Consider the following 19,869-nt stretch of genomic DNA (forward strand, 5'->3'; position numbering starts at 1 on the left):
TTATCGATGACGGTGGGGCTGGCACGAATCTGGCTCTACAGCGAATGCCTGTCCGAGAACAATAATCAGGGCCGCCCTATGTCGCTTACGCTGGAGCACGTCAGCCGCACCGTCGACAACCAGCGCTGGATAATCGATGCCAGCCTCAGTTTCGAGCCGGGTTCGTTCAATGTCCTGCTCGGTCGCACCTTGTCCGGCAAGACCAGCCTGATGCGCTTGATGGCAGGGCTGGACCGTCCAGACCAGGGGCGCGTGCTGATGAACGGTGTGGATGTCACTGGCAGGCCGGTGCGCCAGCGCAACGTATCGATGGTGTATCAGCAGTTCATCAATTACCCGACCCTCAGTGTCTTCGAAAACATCGCATCTCCGCTGCGTCAGGCACGGGTGAGCGAGGAAGAAATTCGCCACAAGGTGCATCAGACCGCGCAGATGCTGCGCATCGAGCCCTTTTTGCAGCGACTGCCACTGGAGCTGTCCGGTGGCCAGCAGCAGCGCACGGCCATGGCCCGGGCGCTGGTCAAGGATGCCGAGCTGATCCTGTTCGATGAGCCGCTGGTGAACCTCGATTACAAACTGCGTGAAGAGCTGCGCCAGGAAATGCGCGAACTGTTCGCTTCGCGCCACTGCATTGCCGTTTATGCCACTACCGAGCCTAACGAAGCGCTGGCCCTGGGGGGCACCACCACCATCCTTCATGAAGGCAATATCGTGCAGAGCGGCCCCACCGCTCAGGTCTACCACCAGCCGCGTTCGGTGCTGGCGGCCGAGCTGTTTTCCGAACCGCCGATCAACCTGATTGACGGGCGCATCAGCGGCAATGAAGTGAGCTTCGCCGGCGCTGTGCACTTTGCCATGAATGCCGACCTGCGCCGGATCGGTGACGGTGAGTATCGCTTTGGCGTGCGTCCCAGCCATATCAGCCTGGTGCCCTCCAATGACGACGATCTGGAACTGGCGGTGCTGGTGGAGCTGGCGGAAATCAGCGGCTCGGAAACCTTCCTGCATGTGCGCAGCGAATACTTCCGCATCATCCTGCACCTGTCCGGTGTGCACGAGTACCACGTCGATGCACCGATCCGGGTGTTTATCCCGACCCACAAGCTGTTTGTTTTCGACAGCGCCGGACAGTTGGTACAGGCACCGGGTGCCCGCGAAGCGAGGGTTGCCTGATGGCCGAGATTCGCCTGCAGCAATTGGCTCACAGCTACAGCCGCAACCCTGCTGGTGCGGATGACTATGCCTTGCGCGAACTGGAGCATGTCTGGGCGCAGGGCGGTGCCTACGCCTTGCTCGGGCCTTCGGGGTGCGGCAAGTCGACATTGCTCAACATCATTTCCGGATTGCTCAGCCCCTCCCACGGCCAGGTCTTGTTCGATGGCAAGGTGGTCAATGAGCTGTCGCCCCAGGCGCGCAATATTGCCCAGGTTTTTCAGTTTCCAGTGGTGTACGACACCATGACGGTGTTTGACAACCTCGCGTTTCCCTTGCGCAACCAGGGCCTCAATGAGGCACGGGTGCGCAGCAAAGTGGAGGAAATTGCCGAGGTGCTCGAACTCGGCCCGGTGTTGAAAAAGAAGGCCCGTAACCTCAGCGCTGACGAAAAGCAGAAAGTCTCCATGGGGCGCGGACTGGTGCGTGATGACGTCTCGGCGATCCTCTTCGATGAGCCGTTGACAGTGATCGACCCGCACCTGAAGTGGAAGCTGCGGCGCAAGCTCAAGCAGATTCACGAGCAGTTCAACATCACCATGATCTACGTAACCCACGATCAGCTGGAGGCCTCGACCTTCGCCGACAAGATTGCGGTGATGTACGGCGGACAGATCGTTCAATTCGGTACGCCGCGGGAGTTGTTCGAGCGGCCGCGGCATACCTTTGTCGGCTATTTCATCGGCAGTCCCGGGATGAACCTGATCGATGTGCAGCCACAGCCCGGCGGGGTCGGCTTCGCCAGTGTCCATCTGCCGTTGCCAGGGGCATTGCAGGCGCGCTTGGCCAGTACGCCGGTGGCGCGCTTGCAGGTCGGTATCCGTCCGGAGTTCGTGCAGGTGCGCGAGGCACCCTTTGATGATGCCTTCAGCGCCAGCGTAGTGGATATCGAAGACCTCGGTACGTACCGGATCCTGACCCTGGAGCTGGACGGTGTGGCCCTCAAGGTGCGCCTTGGCGAAGACCGTGTGGTGCCGCAAGGGCAGGCCTGGATCAGCTTTCCGGCGCAGTGGTTGATGCTCTACGCCGACGACGTGCTGCTGGAGGTCGGGCCATGAACAAGATCCCCAACAACAAGGCCTGGTGGCTGGTGTTGCCGGTGTTTCTGCTGGTGGCCTTCAGTGCGGTGATACCGATGATGACCGTGGTCAATTACTCGGTGCAGGATATTTTCGACCAGTCCAGCCGCTACTTCGTCGGTGCCGACTGGTATCGCCAGGTGCTGCAGGACCCACGTCTGCACGACTCCCTGTTGCGCCAGTTCGTTTATTCGGGGTGCGTGTTGCTGATCGAGATTCCACTAGGGATCGCCATTGCCCTGACCATGCCGACCAAAGGGCGCTGGTCGTCGCTGTGCCTGATCGTCATGGCCATCCCGCTGCTGATTCCGTGGAACGTGGTCGGCACCATCTGGCAGATCTTCGGCCGCGCCGACATCGGCCTGCTCGGGGCCTCGCTGAATCAGCTGGGCATCAACTACAACTATGCCGCCAACACCATGGATGCCTGGGTCACGGTGCTGGTGATGGATGTCTGGCACTGGACCTCACTGGTAGCGCTGCTGTGTTACTCAGGGCTTCGGGCGATTCCGGATGTCTATTACCAGGCCGCGCGCATCGATCGTGCGTCGGCCTGGGCAGTGTTTCGGCATATCCAGTTGCCGAAGATGAAAAACGTGCTGTTGATCGCGGTGATGCTGCGCTTCATGGACAGCTTCATGATTTACACCGAGCCTTTTGTGCTGACCGGCGGCGGGCCGGGCAATGCCACCACCTTCCTCAGCCAGACCCTGACGCAGATGGCGGTAGGGCAGTTTGACCTGGGGCCGGCGGCGGCATTTTCGCTGGTGTACTTCCTGATCATCCTCCTGGTGTCCTGGCTGTTCTACACCGCCATGACTCATGCCGACAAAGACTAGGAGGGCGACCATGAACCTGCGCAAAACGCTGCCCCTGCTGCTCTACATCCTGTTTTTGCTGGTGCCGATCTACTGGCTGCTGAACATGTCGTTCAAGAGCAACACCGAAATCCTCGGCGGCCTGACCTTGTGGCCGCAGGATTTCACCTTTGACAACTACCGGGTCATTTTCACTGACCCCAGTTGGTACACCGGTTACCTCAACTCGCTGTATTACGTGTGCCTGAACACCGTGATCTCGCTGAGTGTGGCCTTGCCCGCGGCCTATGCGTTTTCGCGCTACCGATTTCTCGGCGACAAGCACCTGTTCTTCTGGTTGCTGACCAACCGCATGGCACCACCTGCGGTGTTCCTGTTGCCGTTTTTTCAGCTGTACTCGTCCATCGGCCTGTTCGACACCCATATCGCCGTGGCCCTGGCGCACTGCCTGTTCAACGTGCCGCTGGCGGTGTGGATCCTCGAAGGCTTCATGTCCGGAGTGCCGAAGGAAATCGACGAAACCGCCTACATCGATGGCTACAGTTTTCCGCGCTTCTTCGTGAAGATCTTCGTGCCGCTGATTGGCTCGGGTATCGGCGTGACGGCATTTTTCTGCTTCATGTTCTCCTGGGTCGAGCTGCTGCTGGCGCGCACCCTGACCTCGGTGAATGCCAAGCCCATTGCTGCGGTGATGACCCGCACCGTGTCGGCTTCGGGGATCGATTGGGGCGTGCTGGCGGCAGCCGGCGTGCTGACCATCCTGCCGGGCATGCTGGTGATCTGGTTTGTCCGTAACCATGTGGCCAAGGGCTTTGCCCTGGGCCGGGTCTGAGGAGGCGCGCGATGGACTGGATGGCCTGGACCTTGCCGACGGCAGTGTTCTTCACTGCGATTGGCCTGCTGCTCGTGGGCATGACCCTGTTTGAACTGCGTCGGCCGTGCGTCGAGCGTCGTGGTTTTCTGCCGATTGCCACCACCCGTGGCGACCGGCTGTTCATCGGGCTTCTGGTCAGCGCTTACCTGCACCTGCTGGTGATCGGGGTCAGCGACTGGAATCTATGGGTAGCCTCGCTGCTGTCGGCGGTGTGGCTGTTGGTGGTGATGCGCTGGGGTTAACCGAGCAGGTTCGGTCAGGCTCCATGGGAATACTCAATCGGGAGATCACGATGTTCGACAACAACAAGAACCGGCGACATTTGACCCTGGCCGCCTTGCTCGTGCTCGGCAGTTTCCACGCCAGCGCCTGGGCCGATGCCTATGAAGACGCGGCAAAGAAATGGATCGGCAGCGAGTTCAAGCCGTCGACCCTGACTCCGGAGCAGCAGCTTGAGGAATTGAAGTGGTTCATCAAAGCCTCCGAGCCATTCCGTGGCATGAAGATCAACGTGGTGTCGGAAACCATCGCCACCCACGAATATGAGTCCAAGGTGCTGGCCAAGGCTTTCAGTGAAATCACCGGGATCAAGCTGACCCACGACTTGCTGCAGGAAGGCGATGTGGTGGAGAAGCTGCAAACTCAGATGCAGTCGGACAAGAACATCTACGACGGTTGGGTCAATGACTCGGATCTGATCGGTACGCACTTTCGCTATGGCAAGACGGAGTCCATCACCGACCTCATGGCCAACGAGGGCAAGGACTACACCTCGCCGACCCTGGATATCAAAGACTTTATTGGTATCTCCTTCACCACTGCTCCTGACGGCAAGATCTACCAGCTGCCCGACCAGCAATTTGCCAACCTGTACTGGTTCCGTGCCGACTGGTTCGACAGGCCCGACCTGAAAGCCAAATTCAAGGAAAAGTACGGCTATGAGCTGGGTGTGCCGGTCAACTGGTCGGCCTACGAAGACATCGCCAAATTCTTCAGCGAAGACGTCAAGGAAATCGACGGCAAGCGCGTCTATGGCCATATGGATTACGGCAAGAAAGACCCGTCACTGGGCTGGCGCTTCACCGATGCCTGGTTCTCCATGGCCGGTGGCGGTGACAAGGGCTTGCCCAATGGCTTGCCGGTGGATGAGTGGGGGATTCGTGTCGAGGACTGCCATCCAGTGGGTTCCAGCGTCACCCGCGGTGGCGACACCAATGGCCCGGCTGCGGTCTACGCGACGCAGAAGTACGTCGACTGGATGCGTGCTTATGCGCCACCGGAAGCGCAGGGCATGACCTTCTCCGAGTCGGGCCCGGTGCCGTCGCAGGGCAACATCGCCCAGCAGATCTTCTGGTACACCGCCTTCACCGCCGACATGACCAAGCCGGGCTTGCCGGTGATGAATGCCGACGGTACGCCGAAATGGCGTATGGCACCGTCACCCAAAGGTCCGTATTGGGAAGAGGGTATGAAACTGGGTTACCAGGATGCCGGGTCCTGGACTTTCCTCAAGTCGACGCCGGAGAAACAGCGCCTGGCGGCCTGGCTGTATGCCCAGTTCGTCACCTCCAAGACAGTTTCGCTGAAGAAGACCATCGTTGGCCTGACGCCGATCCGCGAGTCGGACATCAACTCCCAGGCCATGACCGACCTGGCGCCCAAGCTCGGCGGCCTGGTGGAGTTCTACCGCAGCCCGGCGCGGGTGCAATGGACCCCGACCGGCACCAACGTACCGGACTACCCGCGCTTGGCGCAGTTGTGGTGGAGCCACATTGCTGAAGCGGCTAGCGGTGAAAAGACTCCGCAGGAAGCGCTGGATGGCTTGGCGCGTGACCAGGACAAGATTCTGGAACGCCTGGAACGTTCCAAAGCCCAGGCGACCTGCGCGCCGAAGCTCAATCCGGAGCGTGACGCCCAGTACTGGTACGACCAGCCGGGTGCGCCGAAGCCGAAACTGGCCAACGAGAAGCCCAAAGGCGAAACGGTCAGCTACAGCGAACTGCTCAAATCCTGGGAGGCGGCGCGCAAGTGAAACATCGCGGGGCAAGCCCGCTCCCACTCTCCCAGTGACACCCCGGTGGGAGCGGGCTTGCCCCGCGAAGAGGCCCTGCAGCCAGGCACAAAAAAACGGCACCTTCACAGGTGCCGTTTTTCATGTCTGCTTGAACCCTTACTTATGCAGCTCTTCCGCCGCATACAAGGTGTTCTCCAGCAAGCAGGCGCGGGTCATCGGCCCGACGCCACCAGGCACCGGGGTGATCCAGCCGGCGCGGGGCAGGGCGGTCTCGTAGACCACATCACCGACCAGCTTGCCATCTTCCTGACGGTTGATACCGACGTCGATGACAATGGCGCCTTCCTTGATCCACTCACCCTTGACCAGGCCCGGCTTGCCGGCGGCAACCACGACCAGGTCGGCGCGGCCGACGTGGCCAGCCAGGTCCTTGGTGAAGCGGTGGGTGACGGTAACGGTGCAGCCGGCCAGCAGCAGCTCCATGGCCATCGGCCGACCAACGATGTTGGAGGCGCCGACGACTACCGCGTTCATGCCGTACAGATCCTGACCGGTGCTTTCCAGCAAAGTCATGATGCCTTTCGGCGTGCACGGGCGCAGCAGCGGGATACGCTGGGCCAGGCGACCGACGTTATAAGGATGGAAACCATCGACATCCTTGTCCGGGCGAATACGTTCGAGCAGCAGCGACGCATCCAGGTGAGCCGGCAGCGGCAGCTGCAGCAGGATGCCGTCGATGTTCGCATCATCATTGAGGCGATCGATCAGGTCAGTCAGGGCCTGCTGGGTGGTCTCGCTGGGCAGGTCGAATGCCTGGGAGATAAAGCCGACCTCTTCACAGTCCTTGCGCTTGTGCGAAACATAGACCTGAGAAGCCGGATCGGTGCCGACCAGGATCACCGCCAGGCCTGGAGTACGCAGGCCTTGCTGGCGACGCTCGACAACACGTTGGGCGATCTGCTGGCGCAGGCTGGCGGCGATCGCCTTGCCGTCTATAAGGTGTGCAGTCATGACGCGTGATTAACCATCGAGAGGGAAAAAATGAGCGCGCATTCTCGCATGAAGGGGGCCGAGGGCAAAGGCGCTTGGTCCGGCTATTCCCCTAACCCCTTAAATAAAATGAATTTTTTTCAAAAAAGAGTTGACGACCTAACCACTCGTCTATAACATTCGTCGCACTTGTCGGGCAGAGCCTAGCACTGGTTAGCAAGGTCAGGCAGAATGAGCGGATTTGGTAGCTTGTTCGGTACGGCTAAAAGTTAATTTGTAATCGTAACAGAAAGCAGATTAAATATGCGCCCGTAGCTCAGCTGGATAGAGCATCCGCCTTCTAAGCGGATGGTCGCAGGTTCGAGTCCTGCCGGGTGCGCCAATAGGCAGCTTAGGCACAAGTAAAGCGGTAAATGCAATATGGTGGGCGTAGCTCAGTTGGTAGAGCACAGGATTGTGACTCCTGTTGTCGTGGGTTCGATCCCCATCGTCCACCCCATATTCCAAAAGGCGCCCGATGAAAATCTGGCGCCTTTGCTTTAAAAGCTTCACGCGGACGTGGTGAAATTGGTAGACACACTGGATTTAGGTTCCAGCGGCGCAAGCTGTAAGAGTTCGAGTCTCTTCGTCCGCACCATCCAAGCTTTCACCGCCCTTCGCTGAAGTGTGAGAAAGCCTCGAAAAAGCCGCCTAGTGCGGCTTTTTTCGTTTCTGCGGTTGGCCAAACACGCAGGCTTCCTGCTCCCGAGCACCCTTTCCTGTTCAGTTTCGGACTCTTCCTCTGCATTCAGTCGGTGGGAAATTCGTCGTTCCTTCAAAATATATGTAAAAGATTCTGATTTAGATTTCCCTTTTTCCTCGGTTCACGTGACCTCTCTAGTAACACCGACATTCATCGTCCAGGGAGCTTCAAGTGAACCGCACGCAGTTGGCCACCGTTCGGGGTGTGCATCACAACAACAAGAACGTCGCCAACGGATTGGCTCGCAGTGCATTGGCGGCGGCCCTGCTGGCCGGTGGCTGTGCGAACTGGTCGATGGCCCAGGCTGCCGAAACCAGTACCCAGCAGACGCCTGTGCGCCAGGCCTACAGCATTCCGGCAGGTCCGTTGGGCCCGGCGTTGAATCAGTTGGCCACACGCACCGGCATCATCCTGACCTACGCGCCGGAACTCACCTTGAACCGCAGTACCCAGGGGCTGGAGGGCGAGTATTCGCTGAAAGAGGCGTTCGACTTGTTGCTTAACGGCACGGGGCTGTGGATCGAACGCATGAAGGACCGCAGCTATGTGTTGCGAGTCAATGCGCGCAACAGTACGGCGATGGAAGTCGGGGCGACCATGGTCAATGCCCAGGCGGATCGCCCGGGGGCCATTCAAAGCAGTCGCGATGCGCATGTCGAGCGCCAGGACTTGAACAGTCTGGTGCGCTCGATGCCGGGTACCTACACCTTGCATTCGCGTAGCCAGCCGGGAATCTCGGTGAATATTCGCGGGTTGGCCGGCTATGGCCGGGTCAATACCATGATCGATGGGGTTACCCAGACCTTCCGCAACAACGCCGGTCACGGGTCTGGCGGGCCGATGGCCTTTGTCGACCCCAATCTGGTGGCAGGGGTCGACATCCAGCGTGGTTCGGTGGATGGCGCCGAGGGCGCCAACACCTTGGGTGGCAGCGCCAACTTCCGCACTTTCGAAATCGATGACATCGTCAAGCCGGATCACCGTGTCGGTCTGCGCACTACATACCGCACTGGCAACAACGGCTATGGCAATACGCGGATGCTGGCGGCGGGTGCTCGCACCCTGCCCGAGGACAGTGAAGGCGTTTATGGTGTGGTCGCCGCAGCGAGCAGTACCCAGACCGGTGAGTACAAGACCAGCAACGGCCAGAGCAACGAGTACGACACCACCAAGCAGAATCCACGCTCGGGCTTGCTCAAGGTGCGCCTGCAGCCCAACGATATGCATCGCCTGGACCTGACCGGCGTGCACTATCGCAACGAGTTCTACCACAACTACCCGTGGGAACTGCGCAACGAAACCTATCGCGCCAAGTACGCGTTCACGCCCTACAGCGAGTGGTTGAACCTGACGGTCAATGCCTATCAGAACAAGACCGAGCTGGAATACCCGCCGGTAGAGGATTCCACCTACATTGGCCGCAAGACCCGAGACGATGCCCATGGGTTCGACTTGACCAACGTCAGCCGCTTCAACCTTGGGCCGGTGGAGGCAAACTGGAGTAACGGCGCACGCTATTACACCGATGACTTCGTCGCCCAGACCCCGGAAAAGCGCGGTGCCAACCCAGAGGGCAAGCAGCAGACCCACAGCCTGTTCAGTACCCTGGATTTCACCTACGACATCTATGCCCTGACCCTGGCGGCGCACTATGACGGCTACAAGGTCAGCGGCCATGTGCCCAAGTGTTCAATCATCGGCCACACGCCTTGGTTGCCGAGCAGCGGGCGCTTGCCGCTCAATTGGCGGCGCTGCCACCGCTTGAGGGGCCCAAAGCACTGTTTATCTTCAATCGCACCGGCATGACACCGTTAGTAATGGGGCGCGACACTGAGGCCAGTGCTGCGCTGGAGCAGGCCGGGATCAGCAACTGTGCCAGCTTCAAGGCTTACAAGCAGGTGGCAGGGGAGTCGATGGTGGCTCTGGCGCCAGATTTTGTGGTCATCAGCAAGGCCGGCCTGGAAGCGCTGGGCGGTGAAGACAACCTGTGGAAGCTGGGTGGATTGGCACTGACTCCCGCCGGGCGTGCTCGGCGAGTCGTGCAGGTGGATGATCAGGCGCTGCTCAATCTGGGGCCACGCACTGTAGCGGCGATGTTGCAGTTGCGCCAGGATGCTGGAGCGCTGTTCCCATGAGCACTGTGCGCAGTACATCGTTACCGACCTTGCTGCTGATGCTGGCAGGGCTGTGTGGTTTGCTGACCCTGTGTTCGCTGGTGGGAAGCATTGGTCTGTCGCCGAGAATCTTCCTCGGCGTGTTGCCAGGGCCCTTGGAGTGGCAGGTGTGGACCGAGGTACGTCTGCCCCGTCTGGTGCTGGCGGTGCTGGTCGGTTCGACCCTGGCGGCCGGCGGTACAGCTATGCAGGGCCTGTTTCGCAATCCGCTGGCTGACCCGACGCTGCTCGGTCAGGCCAGTGGTGCGGGGCTGGCGGTGTCGATCTGGATTGTGCTGTTCAACGGCCGGTTCGCTGGCCTGGAGTTGTACGGGCAGTTCTTCGCCGGGTTTGTCGGGGCCTTGCTGGTGACCCTGGTGATCTTTCACATCGGGCGTGGTTATCAGGGGCGTGAGTCGACCATCACTCTGTTGTTGGCAGGCTTGGTGATCAACACGCTGACCGGGGCCGTGGGCGGCATCCTCACTTACCTGGCCAGTGAAGAGCAGCTTCGCCAGTTGAGCCTGTGGGGCATGGGCAGTCTGAGCAGCGCCGAATGGTCAACCTTGAGCGTGGCTTGCCTGGTGCTGCCCCTGGCCCTCTGGGTGCTTGCGCGTAGCGCCGCCGACCTGGACCTCTTCCAGCTCGGCGAAATCAGCGCGCACGCTGCAGGGCTGGATAGCGAGCGTCTGAAAAATCGCGTGGTGCTGGCCTCATCGCTGGGTGTCGGCTTGTGCGTGGCGCTAACCGGGATCATCGGTTTTATCGGCCTGCTGGTGCCCCATTGCCTGCGCCTGTATTTCGGTCCGGGGCATCGCCTGTTGATCCCGGCCTCAATGCTCTGCGGTGCGATCCTCTTACTGCTTGCCGACACCCTGGCGCGCAGCCTGACCAGTCCGGCGGAGATTCCGGTCGGCCTGGTGACCAGTGTGATTGGCGGGCCGTACTTCCTCTGGTTGTTGTTGGGTCGCAAGACTCGGGAGTTCTGACATGCTTGAACTGATCGATATCAGTCTGGAGCAGCCTTTTGCCCTGGCGCCGTTGAGCGAGCAGATAAAAGCCGGGCAGTTCCTTGGTCTGATTGGGCCCAATGGCGCGGGCAAGAGCACTTTGTTATCGCTTATCTCCGGCTACCTGACGCCTTCGCGGGGCGAAGTTCACTTGCTCGGTCAGCCCCTGCGAGCCTATGGCCCGCAGCAACTGGCGCGGCGTCGGGCGTTGGTGACCCAGCAGGCGGAGAGTGCCTTCGACTGGCCGGTGGATGAATTTATCCGGTTAGGGCAGGGGCATGTCGGCGAGCCACTGGCCGGGATCGTCGATGCTCTGGATATCCGCCATTTGCTCGGGCGTGGGGTGTTGTCGTTGTCCGGTGGCGAAATGCAGCGGGTAACGATTGCCCGGGCAATCAACCAGCTGGCGATTGATCCATCCCGTCCGGGCGATGAGCAGTCGCCGTGTTTGCTGTTGCTTGATGAGCCCACCAGTGCCCTGGACATCGGCCAGCAACAGAACTTGATGCGCCTGTTGCGGCGCCTGGCGCGCTCCTCGCGTGTTGCCGTGGTTTGCGTGTTGCATGACCTGAACCTGGCTGCGCAGTACTGTGATCGGTTGTGGTTGCTGGAGCGCGGCTGTTTGCGCGCCAGCGGGGCGCCGGCCGAGGTGCTCAGTGCCAAGTGTATCGGTGAGGTATTCGGTGCGCAGGTTACGGTGGTGCCGGACTGTGCACAGGGAGTGCGCATCGAACTGGCCTTGTAACGCGCTTAGCGGGCAGCGACCGTGACCCAATAGTTGCTGCGCCGACGAATCTGCACCGGTAGCGAGTGCGCCAGGGCGTCGAGTACGGCATCGCTGTCAGCCAGCGGGTAGACCCCGGATATATGCAGGCTCGCGACCTCTTCGCTGCAGCGCAGCAGGCCCGGGCGGTAGCGGCTCAACTGGGCGAGGAAGGCATCCAGGCGCATGGCGTCGGCGATCAGTACGCCCTGGCTCCAGGCCGGCTCTTGCGCGGCGTGGCCATGGCTTTCAATACGTGTGCTGGAAAAGCGTGCATGTTGACCCGGGCTCAGGCGCAAGGGGGGGATTTGCGCTTGCAGGGGCTGCAGCTCGACGGCGCCTTCGAACAACGCGACTTGGGTTGCGCCTGGCTGCAGTTCGACCACAAAGCGGGTGCCAAGTGCACGCACGCTACCCTGAGGGGTTTGTATGCGCAGCGGACGGTGCGCCGTGCCCGGGCCGTGGCCGCTGCTCATCAGCACGCGGCCACTGCGCAGTTGCACGAGCCGTTGCTGTGCATCGAATTGCACGCTGATCTCGCTATCGGCGTCGAGCGTCAGTTGGCTACCATCATTCAAGCTGATCGTACGTGGGGCGTGGGCGCCATTGCTGTAGGCGACTTCTTCAGCGGTGTAGCGGCTGTCACGATAGGCCAGATGCCCGGCGCCACCGGCCAGTCCTAGCACCAGCAGTGTTTTGAGTACGCGTCTGCGTGTCTGAAGTGGTTGCTGGGAAAGGCTGCGGTAACCAGCTTGAGGTTCCAGGCCGGCCATGCGTCGGCGCATGGCTTCAATATGCAGCCAGGCGCGCTCATGCTCCGGGTGAGCATCTCGCCAGTGCCGTAGCGCCTGTTCCTGGCCTGGGCTGAGATCGCCCTCCATGCTCAACGTCAGCCAGTGGGCGGCCTCACGGGCAGTACGTGGGCTGAAGGGGGCTTTGGCGTTGCTCATGACAGCTCGGCGAAAAAACAGTGCTGGTTGGCGCGCACCAGATAGAGCTTTACCGAGCGCGTGCTGACGCCGAGGCGTTCGGCGATCTCGGCAATTTTCAGCCCTTGCAGGTGGGACAGCAGGAACGCCTCGCGGACCTTGCCGGGCAGATCATCCAGCATGCGGTCGAGCAGGGTCAGGGCTTCAAGGGCCAGGACGCGAACTTCAGGAGAGGGCTCGACGGCTTCAGGCAGCAGCGCCAACGCTTCAAGGTAGGCCTGCTCTATCAGGCGCCGGCGATAGACATTCGCCATCAGACGTCGAGCCACGGTGGACAGGAACGAGCGCGGTTCGCGAATGTTGAACAGGTCCTTGGCGCTGAGAATGCTCAGGAAGGTGTCCTGGGCAATGTCTGCGGCGTGCTCCGGACAGCCGATGCGCTGGCGCAACCACCGGTGCAGCCAGTGATGGTGCTCCTGATAAAGTGTGTGCAGGCAGGTGTTGGCCGAAGCAGGGGTAGGGCTGGATTCCATCGGATGCTATGCCGGGGTGAAGCGGGATGATGGCGCAGTATAACGATACTCATTATCAAATGATAATTGTTTGTGTTCGCCTGTCTGCAGTGCTGTGCTGTTGCCCACTGGTGACAAGGGGGCAAAAGCTGATAGATTTCAGCCGGTTGAGGCCGTGGCCCGCAGCAAGGTAGTGAGGACAGCTCCATGATTTCAAAAGAACGCCAGGCCAGCGCGTTACAGCGTTTCGCCGCAGCCAATCCGCAACTACTCGAAGAAATTGCCGGGCTCAGCGCCCACGAGCAGCAACAGCAAATCGAGTGGGCTTTCGAAGATGCCGCACAGGAGCAGGGGCTTGAACCCTGGGAACTGACCCTGCAACTGATCGCTGGCTCCGAAGCAGAGCTTCAGGCCATGCGTCTGGAAGTGCATCGGGAGGTAGCCGAGGCGCTGGGCATGGAATGGGAAGAGTATTGCAGTGTCAACGAGATCGACGATGCGGCGCCCTGAGCACCGAGTCTCGATTCTGTAGTGTTTTGACAAGTATTTCTGGCTGTTCCAGGCCGTGCACGCCACCCTGTTCAAAGGAGGCGTGCAGGCCTTGAACAGCGGGTCTTGAGCGCCCCTGGACAAGGATTTTGCCGGGGGCTGTAAATGAAATGGACCGGCGTACTTTCCCGTCGTCTTGAACGGGGTGACTTCTGGCCTTTGAGCCACTAGAATGCTTGCCCTTGATTCTGGAGTCGGGTATCGCCGGCTAACGTCTGTGCAACGAGGAATATCCATGCAAGTTTCTGTTGAAAATACTTCTGCTCTCGAGCGTCGCATGACCATCGCCGTTCCGGCAGAGCGCGTCGAGAACGAAGTCAACAAGCGTCTGCAACAGACTGCCCGTCGCGCCAAGGTTCCAGGCTTCCGTCCTGGCAAAGTGCCGATGAGCGTGATCCGTCAGCGTTATGAAGATGCTGCCCGTCAGGAAGCCTTCGGCGACCTGGTCCAGGCTTCTTTCTACGAAGCTGTGGTCGAGCAGAAGCTGAACCCGGCTGGCGCCCCTGCCGTTGAGCCGAAATCCTTCGAAAAAGGCGGTGACCTGGAATACGTCGCCACCTTCGAAGTGTTCCCTGAGTTCACCGTCGCCGGTTTCGACTCGATCGCTGTCGAGCGCCTGAGCGCCGAAGTGGCTGACGCCGACCTGGACAACATGCTGGAAGTGCTGCGCAAGCAGAACGTTCGTTTCGAAGCCGCTGATCGCGCTGCCCAGAACGAAGACCAGCTGAACATCGATTTCGTCGGCAAGGTCGACGGTGAAGTGTTTGCCGGTGGTTCGGCCAAAGGCACCCAGCTGGTACTGGGTTCCGGCCGCATGATCCCAGGCTTCGAAGAAGGTCTGGTTGGCGCCAAAGCGGGTGAAGAGCGCGTTCTGAACCTGTCCTTCCCTGAGGACTACCAGAACCTGGACCTGGCTGGCAAAGCCGCCGAGTTCACTGTTACCGTCAACAGCGTTTCCGAGCCTAAGCTGCCTGAGCTGAACGAAGAGTTCTTCGCCCAGTTCGGCATCAAAGAAGCTTCACTGGAAGGTTTCCGCACCGAAGTTCGCAAGAACATGGAGCGTGAACTGCGTCAGGCCATCAAGACCAAGGTCAAGAACCAGGTAATGGACGGCCTGCTGGCTGCCAACCCGATCGAAGTGCCAAAAGCACTGCTGGAAAACGAAGTGAACCGCCTGCGCGTTCAAGCCGTTCAGCAATTCGGTGGCAACATCAAGCCTGAGCAACTGCCGGCCGAGCTGTTCGAAGAGCAAGCCAAGCGCCGCGTCGTGCTGGGTCTGATCGTTGCTGAAGTGGTCAAGCAGAATGAGCTGAAGCCAGACGAAGACCGCGTTCGCGAAATGATCCAGGAAATGGCTTCGGCTTACCAAGAGCCTGAGCAGGTCGTAGCCTGGTACTACAAGAACGACCAACAGCTGAACGAAGTTCGTTCGGTTGTGCTGGAAGAACAAGTTGTGGATACTGTTCTGCAGAAAGCGACTGTGACCGACAAATCGGTCTCGTACGAAGAAGCGATCAAGCCAGTACAGGCACCTGCCGCTGACTGATTTCCTTCTCTCGTAGGAAAACACCACAAGCCAGCCTTCGAGCTGGCTTGTGCGTATTCAAGACATGACTATTTGGGAGTGAGTGCAGGACATGTCCCGCAATTCTTATTATCAGCAGAGCTCTGACATCCAGGCCGCAGGCGGCCTGGTCCCGATGGTTATCGAGCAATCCGCTCGTGGCGAACGTGCCTATGACATCTACTCGCGCCTTCTGAAGGAGCGGGTGATCTTCCTGGTCGGCCCGGTAGAGGACTACATGGCCAACCTGATCGCGGCGCAATTGCTGTTCCTTGAAGCGGAAAACCCGGACAAGGATATCCATCTTTACATCAACTCGCCGGGCGGTTCGGTGACGGCTGGCATGTCGATCTACGACACCATGCAGTTCATCAAGCCGGACGTCTCCACCACCTGTATCGGTCAGGCGTGCTCCATGGGCGCCTTCCTGCTCGCAGCCGGTGCCAAGGGCAAGCGTCACTGCCTGCCGAACTCGCGGGTGATGATTCACCAGCCACTGGGTGGTTTCCAGGGGCAGGCGACGGATATCGAAATCCACGCCAAGGAAATCCTCTCCATCAAGTCGCGGTTGAACGAGTTGCTGGCCTATCACACCGGCCAGGACCTGGAAACCATCAAGCGTGACACCGAGCGCGACAATTTCATGAGCGCGCAACGTGCCGCCGAGTACGGTCTGATCGACTCGGTACACGACAAGCGGCAAATGGCTGTCTGATTAAGGCGCTAAAGCAGGTGGTTGGGCGTTCCCGCCACCTGTGGGCTTGAAAAAGCCCGCAATTGCCTTCATCTTGTGTTGCAAGCCTACCGGATTGGATCGATCGAATGACTGACACCCGTAACGGCGAGGACAACGGCAAATTGCTCTATTGCTCCTTCTGCGGCAAAAGCCAGCATGAAGTGCGCAAGTTGATTGCCGGCCCCTCGGTATTTATCTGCGACGAGTGCGTCGACCTGTGCAACGACATCATCCGCGAGGAGGTGCAGGAAGCCCAGGCCGAAAGCAGCGCGCATAAACTGCCTTCGCCGAAAGAAATCAGCACCATCCTGGATCAGTATGTGATTGGTCAGGAGCGTGCGAAAAAGGTACTGGCGGTAGCGGTGTACAACCACTACAAGCGCCTGAACCAACGCGACAAGAAGAACGACGATGTCGAGCTCGGCAAGAGTAACATCCTGCTGATCGGTCCGACGGGCTCGGGTAAGACCCTGCTCGCCGAAACCCTCGCACGTCTGTTGAATGTACCGTTCACGATTGCCGACGCCACAACCTTGACCGAAGCCGGTTACGTAGGTGAAGACGTCGAGAACATCATTCAGAAGCTGCTGCAAAAGTGCGACTACGACGTGGAAAAGGCCCAGATGGGCATTGTCTACATCGACGAAATCGACAAGATCTCGCGCAAGTCGGACAACCCGTCCATCACCCGTGACGTCTCGGGCGAGGGCGTGCAGCAGGCGCTGCTCAAGCTGATCGAAGGCACGGTTGCCTCGGTACCGCCGCAAGGTGGCCGCAAGCACCCGCAGCAGGAATTCCTGCAGGTCGATACGCGTAACATCCTGTTCATCTGTGGTGGTGCGTTCTCGGGGCTGGAAAAGGTCATCCAGAGCCGTTCCACTCGCGGCGGCATCGGCTTTGGCGCCGAAGTGCGCAGCAAGCAGGAAGGCAAGAAGGTTGGCGAATCGCTGCGTGAGGTCGAACCTGACGATCTGGTCAAGTTCGGTCTGATTCCGGAATTCGTCGGTCGTCTGCCGGTGCTGGCAACCCTCGATGAGCTCGACGAAGCTGCTTTGATGCAGATTCTCACCGAGCCGAAGAATGCCCTCACCAAGCAGTACGCCAAGCTGTTCGAGATGGAAGGCGTGGACCTCGAGTTCCGTAGCGATGCGCTCAAGTCCGTGGCCCGCAAGGCCCTGGAGCGCAAGACCGGTGCCCGTGGCCTGCGTTCGATTCTCGAAGGCATCCTGCTCGACACCATGTACGAGATTCCTTCGCAGAAGGATGTCAGCAAGGTGGTGATCGACGAGAGCGTCATCGATGGCGCTTCGCAGCCGCTGCTGATCTACGAGAACAGCGAGCCGCAAGCCAAAGCTGCACCAGACGTCTGAGTCGCCAAACGGCTCGAATCTGCAAGGGGCCTTCGGGCCCCTTTGCTTTTCCTGTCGTAGCGCTTGTTTTTTTGCGGGGCTGCCCCCACATTAAACCCACGCTCAAATTCCACCGGTTTCCGGCCACAAGGCCGCTGTAGAGGCGAAATCATGAAGACCACCCTCGACTTGCCTCTTTTGCCATTGCGCGATGTAGTCGTCTATCCGCACATGGTCATCCCACTGTTCGTGGGGCGCGAGAAGTCCATCGAAGCCCTTGAGGCCGCAATGACGGGCGAGAAGCAGATTCTCCTGCTGGCCCAGAAGAACCCCGCTGACGACGATCCAGGCGAAGATGCCCTGTACCGTGTCGGCACCATTGCCACCGTTCTGCAGCTGCTGAAACTGCCTGATGGCACCGTCAAGGTGCTGGTCGAGGGTGAGCAACGCGGTGCGGTCGAGCGTTTCAACGAAGTCGATGGCCATATTCGTGCCGAAGTTTCGTTGATCGACGAGTCGCAGACCGCCGAACGTGAGGCAGAAGTCTTCGTTCGTAGCTTGTTGTCACAATTTGAACAATACGTTCAGCTGGGCAAGAAAGTCCCGGCTGAAGTCCTCTCGTCGCTCAACAGCATCGACGAGCCAGGGCGCCTGGTCGACACCATGGCCGCGCACATGGCCCTGAAGATCGAGCAGAAGCAGGAAATCCTCGAGATCCTCGACCTGACTGCGCGTGTCGAGCATGTCATGGCACTGCTGGATGCTGAAATCGACCTGTTGCAGGTCGAGAAGCGCATCCGTGGCCGGGTCAAAAAGCAAATGGAGCGCAGCCAGCGCGAGTACTACCTGAATGAGCAGATGAAGGCCATTCAGAAAGAGCTGGGCGACAGTGAAGAAGGTCACAACGAAGTCGAGGAGCTGAAAAAGCGTCTCGACGCTGCCGGCCTGCCAAAAGACGCCTACACCAAGGCCCAGGCCGAGCTGAACAAGCTCAAACAGATGTCGCCGATGTCGGCTGAAGCCACGGTGGTGCGTTCTTACCTGGACTGGCTGGTGCAGGTGCCGTGGAAGGCGCAGAGCAAGGTGCGCCTGGACCTGGCCAAGGCCGAAGAGATCCTCGACGCTGATCATTACGGTCTGGAAGAGGTCAAGGAGCGCATCCTTGAGTACCTCGCCGTGCAGAAACGGGTCAAGAAGATCCGTGGCCCTGTGCTGTGTCTGGTAGGCCCTCCAGGTGTGGGTAAAACCTCCCTGGCCGAGTCGATTGCCAGCGCTACCAACCGCAAATTCGTGCGCATGGCCCTGGGTGGCGTGCGTGACGAAGCCGAGATTCGTGGTCACCGGCGCACCTACATCGGTTCGATGCCGGGCCGCCTGATTCAGAAAATGACCAAGGTGGGTGTACGCAACCCGCTGTTCCTGCTCGATGAAATCGACAAGATGGGCAGCGATATGCGTGGCGACCCGGCCTCGGCATTGCTTGAGGTGCTCGATCCGGAGCAGAACCACAACTTCAACGATCACTATCTGGAAGTCGATTACGACCTTTCCGATGTGATGTTCCTCTGCACCTCCAACTCGATGAACATCCCGCCAGCGCTGCTGGACCGGATGGAAGTCATCCGTCTGCCGGGCTACACCGAAGACGAGAAGATCAACATCGCGGTGAAATACCTGACGCCCAAGCAGATCAAGGCCAACGGCCTGAAGAAGGGCGAACTGGAAGTGGATGTCACGGCGATTCGCGACATCATCCGCTACTACACCCGCGAAGCTGGTGTGCGGGGTCTGGAGCGTCAGATTGCCAAGGTCTGCCGCAAGGTGGTCAAGGAGCATGCTGGCCTCAAGCAGGTGGCCGTCAAGGTCACTGGCGAGCAGCTGGAGCACTTCCTCGGGGTGCGCAAGTTCCGCTATGGCCTGGCTGAGCAACAGGACCAGGTGGGGCAGGTGACGGGCCTGGCCTGGACGCAGGTCGGTGGTGAGTTGCTGACGATTGAAGCTGCCGTGATTCCAGGCAAGGGCCAGTTGATCAAGACCGGCTCTCTGGGCGATGTCATGGTCGAGTCGATCACCGCCGCGCAGACCGTTGTCCGTAGCCGGGCCAGAAGCCTGGGTATTCCGGCCGACTTCCACGAGAAGCGTGACACCCACATCCACATGCCTGAAGGCGCTACGCCAAAGGATGGTCCAAGTGCCGGTATCGGCATGTGCACCGCCCTGGTTTCGGCCCTGACGCAGATCCCGGTACGTGCCGATGTTGCCATGACGGGTGAAATTACCCTGCGTGGACAGGTGCTGGCCATCGGTGGTTTGAAGGAGAAACTGCTGGCGGCACACCGCGGTGGGATCAAGACCGTCATCATTCCTGAAGAGAATGTGCGCGATTTGAAGGAAATTCCTGAGAATATTAAACAGGATCTTCAGATTAAACCGGTCAAATGGATTGACGAAGTCCTCCAAATTGCGCTGCAATACGCCCCGGAGCCCTTACCAGATGTGGCTCCCGAGATTGTCGCGAAGGATGAAAAGCGCGACAGCGATTCCAAGGAAAGAATTAGCACGCATTAGTACGTAT

At 59.6% G+C, this 19,869-nt stretch carries 18 protein-coding genes and 3 tRNA genes; 18 read left to right on the plus strand and 3 right to left on the minus strand.

Annotated elements, in window-relative coordinates:
* The first annotated feature begins 78 nt into the window (after positions 1–78).
* The 6 genes from ACO6VD_RS18215 to ACO6VD_RS18240 are packed head-to-tail and all read left to right on the plus strand — an operon-like array spanning position 79 to position 6,015.
* Positions 79–1,173 (plus strand): ABC transporter ATP-binding protein, encoded by a 1,095-nt coding sequence (locus tag ACO6VD_RS18215; RefSeq protein ID WP_422421060.1) that lies wholly within the window; start codon positions 79–81, stop codon positions 1,171–1,173.
* A complete protein-coding gene (locus ACO6VD_RS18220) occupies positions 1,173–2,270 on the plus strand; it encodes an ABC transporter ATP-binding protein (RefSeq protein ID WP_422421062.1) in 1,098 nt (365 codons plus the stop codon). The genes ACO6VD_RS18215 and ACO6VD_RS18220 overlap by 1 nt, the downstream gene beginning before the upstream one ends.
* Positions 2,267–3,130, plus strand: a complete 864-nt coding sequence (locus tag ACO6VD_RS18225) for a carbohydrate ABC transporter permease (protein WP_400171688.1) — start codon at positions 2,267–2,269, stop codon at positions 3,128–3,130. Before ACO6VD_RS18220 ends, ACO6VD_RS18225 begins: the two co-directional genes overlap by 4 nt.
* 10 nt (positions 3,131–3,140) lie before the next feature.
* Entirely contained in the window at positions 3,141–3,941 is an 801-nt protein-coding gene (locus ACO6VD_RS18230) for a carbohydrate ABC transporter permease (RefSeq protein WP_422421063.1), read from the plus strand.
* An 11-nt stretch (positions 3,942–3,952) separates the two neighbouring features.
* Positions 3,953–4,225, plus strand: coding sequence for a DUF2160 domain-containing protein (locus ACO6VD_RS18235; protein ID WP_422421065.1), 273 nt, complete (start codon positions 3,953–3,955; stop codon positions 4,223–4,225).
* A gap of 50 nt (positions 4,226–4,275) precedes the next feature.
* Positions 4,276–6,015 (plus strand): carbohydrate ABC transporter substrate-binding protein, encoded by a 1,740-nt coding sequence (locus ACO6VD_RS18240; RefSeq protein ID WP_422421067.1) that lies wholly within the window; start codon positions 4,276–4,278, stop codon positions 6,013–6,015.
* 138 nt (positions 6,016–6,153) lie between these two features.
* Here the strand turns inward: ACO6VD_RS18240 and folD are convergent, their stop codons facing one another.
* Positions 6,154–7,008 (minus strand): bifunctional methylenetetrahydrofolate dehydrogenase/methenyltetrahydrofolate cyclohydrolase FolD, encoded by an 855-nt coding sequence (gene folD / locus ACO6VD_RS18245; protein WP_400171684.1) that lies wholly within the window; start codon positions 7,006–7,008, stop codon positions 6,154–6,156.
* Positions 7,009–7,292: 284 nt separating this feature from the next.
* On the opposite strand from folD, the gene ACO6VD_RS18250 reads away from it, so the two are divergent.
* The 7 genes from ACO6VD_RS18250 to ACO6VD_RS18280 all read left to right on the plus strand — a co-directional run bounded on the left by ACO6VD_RS18250 (position 7,293) and on the right by ACO6VD_RS18280 (position 11,637).
* Positions 7,293–7,369, plus strand: a tRNA-Arg gene (locus tag ACO6VD_RS18250).
* Between the two features lie 41 nt (positions 7,370–7,410).
* Positions 7,411–7,486: transfer RNA gene (locus ACO6VD_RS18255), tRNA-His, on the plus strand.
* A gap of 53 nt (positions 7,487–7,539) precedes the next feature.
* Positions 7,540–7,624: transfer RNA gene (locus ACO6VD_RS18260), tRNA-Leu, on the plus strand.
* A 276-nt stretch (positions 7,625–7,900) separates the two neighbouring features.
* The gene (locus ACO6VD_RS18265) at positions 7,901–9,535 is read left to right on the plus strand and encodes a TonB-dependent receptor plug domain-containing protein (protein ID WP_422421069.1); all 1,635 of its coding nucleotides are present in this window, start codon (positions 7,901–7,903) and stop codon (positions 9,533–9,535) included.
* Positions 9,532–9,864, plus strand: a complete 333-nt coding sequence (locus ACO6VD_RS18270) for an ABC transporter substrate-binding protein (protein WP_422421071.1) — start codon at positions 9,532–9,534, stop codon at positions 9,862–9,864. Before ACO6VD_RS18265 ends, ACO6VD_RS18270 begins: the two co-directional genes overlap by 4 nt.
* On the plus strand, positions 9,861–10,871 hold the full coding sequence (locus ACO6VD_RS18275) for a FecCD family ABC transporter permease (protein ID WP_422421072.1): 1,011 nt from the start codon (positions 9,861–9,863) through the stop codon (positions 10,869–10,871). Before ACO6VD_RS18270 ends, ACO6VD_RS18275 begins: the two co-directional genes overlap by 4 nt.
* 1 nt (position 10,872) lies before the next feature.
* A complete protein-coding gene (locus tag ACO6VD_RS18280) occupies positions 10,873–11,637 on the plus strand; it encodes an ATP-binding cassette domain-containing protein (RefSeq protein ID WP_422421074.1) in 765 nt (254 codons plus the stop codon).
* A 5-nt stretch (positions 11,638–11,642) separates the two neighbouring features.
* On the opposite strand, the gene ACO6VD_RS18285 is transcribed toward ACO6VD_RS18280, so the two are convergent.
* Together ACO6VD_RS18285 and ACO6VD_RS18290 are read right to left on the minus strand one after the other, a co-directional pair.
* Positions 11,643–12,605, minus strand: coding sequence for a FecR domain-containing protein (locus tag ACO6VD_RS18285; RefSeq protein WP_422421076.1), 963 nt, complete (start codon positions 12,603–12,605; stop codon positions 11,643–11,645).
* Positions 12,602–13,117, minus strand: coding sequence for a sigma-70 family RNA polymerase sigma factor (locus tag ACO6VD_RS18290; protein WP_422421077.1), 516 nt, complete (start codon positions 13,115–13,117; stop codon positions 12,602–12,604). The genes ACO6VD_RS18285 and ACO6VD_RS18290 overlap by 4 nt, the downstream gene beginning before the upstream one ends.
* A gap of 186 nt (positions 13,118–13,303) precedes the next feature.
* Here ACO6VD_RS18290 and ACO6VD_RS18295 point away from each other — a divergent pair, with 186 nt between their 5' ends.
* From ACO6VD_RS18295 to lon, 5 genes are all read left to right on the plus strand, one after another.
* Entirely contained in the window at positions 13,304–13,606 is a 303-nt protein-coding gene (locus tag ACO6VD_RS18295) for a DUF6388 family protein (protein ID WP_422421078.1), read from the plus strand.
* Positions 13,607–13,880: 274 nt separating this feature from the next.
* Entirely contained in the window at positions 13,881–15,191 is a 1,311-nt protein-coding gene (gene tig, locus ACO6VD_RS18300; RefSeq protein WP_400171674.1) for a trigger factor, read from the plus strand.
* A 91-nt stretch (positions 15,192–15,282) separates the two neighbouring features.
* Complete coding sequence (gene clpP / locus ACO6VD_RS18305; protein WP_028945303.1) at positions 15,283–15,924, plus strand: ATP-dependent Clp endopeptidase proteolytic subunit ClpP; 642 nt, start codon at positions 15,283–15,285, stop codon at positions 15,922–15,924.
* A gap of 107 nt (positions 15,925–16,031) precedes the next feature.
* Complete coding sequence (clpX, locus tag ACO6VD_RS18310) at positions 16,032–17,315, plus strand: ATP-dependent Clp protease ATP-binding subunit ClpX (RefSeq protein ID WP_400171673.1); 1,284 nt, start codon at positions 16,032–16,034, stop codon at positions 17,313–17,315.
* 150 nt (positions 17,316–17,465) lie between these two features.
* On the plus strand, positions 17,466–19,862 hold the full coding sequence (gene lon, locus ACO6VD_RS18315) for an endopeptidase La (protein ID WP_400171672.1): 2,397 nt from the start codon (positions 17,466–17,468) through the stop codon (positions 19,860–19,862).
* The last annotated feature ends 7 nt before the right edge of the window (positions 19,863–19,869 follow it).

This window comes from Pseudomonas sp. GZD-222, assembly GCF_049310525.1.
Lineage (GTDB): Bacteria > Pseudomonadota > Gammaproteobacteria > Pseudomonadales > Pseudomonadaceae > Aquipseudomonas.

Excerpts from the sequence above, each read along its gene's own strand:
- tig (WP_400171674.1), top strand. The coding sequence starts at position 13,881 with ATGCAAGTTTCTGTTGAAAATACTTCTGCTCTCGAGCGTCGCATGACC.
- ACO6VD_RS18215 (WP_422421060.1), top strand. The coding sequence starts at position 79 with ATGTCGCTTACGCTGGAGCACGTCAGCCGCACCGTCGACAACCAGCGC.
- ACO6VD_RS18270 (WP_422421071.1), top strand. The coding sequence starts at position 9,532 with ATGACACCGTTAGTAATGGGGCGCGACACTGAGGCCAGTGCTGCGCTG.
- ACO6VD_RS18220 (WP_422421062.1), top strand. The coding sequence starts at position 1,173 with ATGGCCGAGATTCGCCTGCAGCAATTGGCTCACAGCTACAGCCGCAAC.
- ACO6VD_RS18225 (WP_400171688.1), top strand. The coding sequence starts at position 2,267 with ATGAACAAGATCCCCAACAACAAGGCCTGGTGGCTGGTGTTGCCGGTG.
- ACO6VD_RS18230 (WP_422421063.1), top strand. The coding sequence starts at position 3,141 with ATGAACCTGCGCAAAACGCTGCCCCTGCTGCTCTACATCCTGTTTTTG.
- ACO6VD_RS18290 (WP_422421077.1), bottom strand. The coding sequence starts at position 13,117 with ATGGAATCCAGCCCTACCCCTGCTTCGGCCAACACCTGCCTGCACACA.
- ACO6VD_RS18295 (WP_422421078.1), top strand. The coding sequence starts at position 13,304 with ATGATTTCAAAAGAACGCCAGGCCAGCGCGTTACAGCGTTTCGCCGCA.
- clpP (WP_028945303.1), top strand. The coding sequence starts at position 15,283 with ATGTCCCGCAATTCTTATTATCAGCAGAGCTCTGACATCCAGGCCGCA.
- folD (WP_400171684.1), bottom strand. The coding sequence starts at position 7,008 with ATGACTGCACACCTTATAGACGGCAAGGCGATCGCCGCCAGCCTGCGC.
- ACO6VD_RS18240 (WP_422421067.1), top strand. The coding sequence starts at position 4,276 with ATGTTCGACAACAACAAGAACCGGCGACATTTGACCCTGGCCGCCTTG.
- ACO6VD_RS18280 (WP_422421074.1), top strand. The coding sequence starts at position 10,873 with ATGCTTGAACTGATCGATATCAGTCTGGAGCAGCCTTTTGCCCTGGCG.
- ACO6VD_RS18275 (WP_422421072.1), top strand. The coding sequence starts at position 9,861 with ATGAGCACTGTGCGCAGTACATCGTTACCGACCTTGCTGCTGATGCTG.
- ACO6VD_RS18235 (WP_422421065.1), top strand. The coding sequence starts at position 3,953 with ATGGACTGGATGGCCTGGACCTTGCCGACGGCAGTGTTCTTCACTGCG.
- clpX (WP_400171673.1), top strand. The coding sequence starts at position 16,032 with ATGACTGACACCCGTAACGGCGAGGACAACGGCAAATTGCTCTATTGC.
- lon (WP_400171672.1), top strand. The coding sequence starts at position 17,466 with ATGAAGACCACCCTCGACTTGCCTCTTTTGCCATTGCGCGATGTAGTC.
- ACO6VD_RS18285 (WP_422421076.1), bottom strand. The coding sequence starts at position 12,605 with ATGAGCAACGCCAAAGCCCCCTTCAGCCCACGTACTGCCCGTGAGGCC.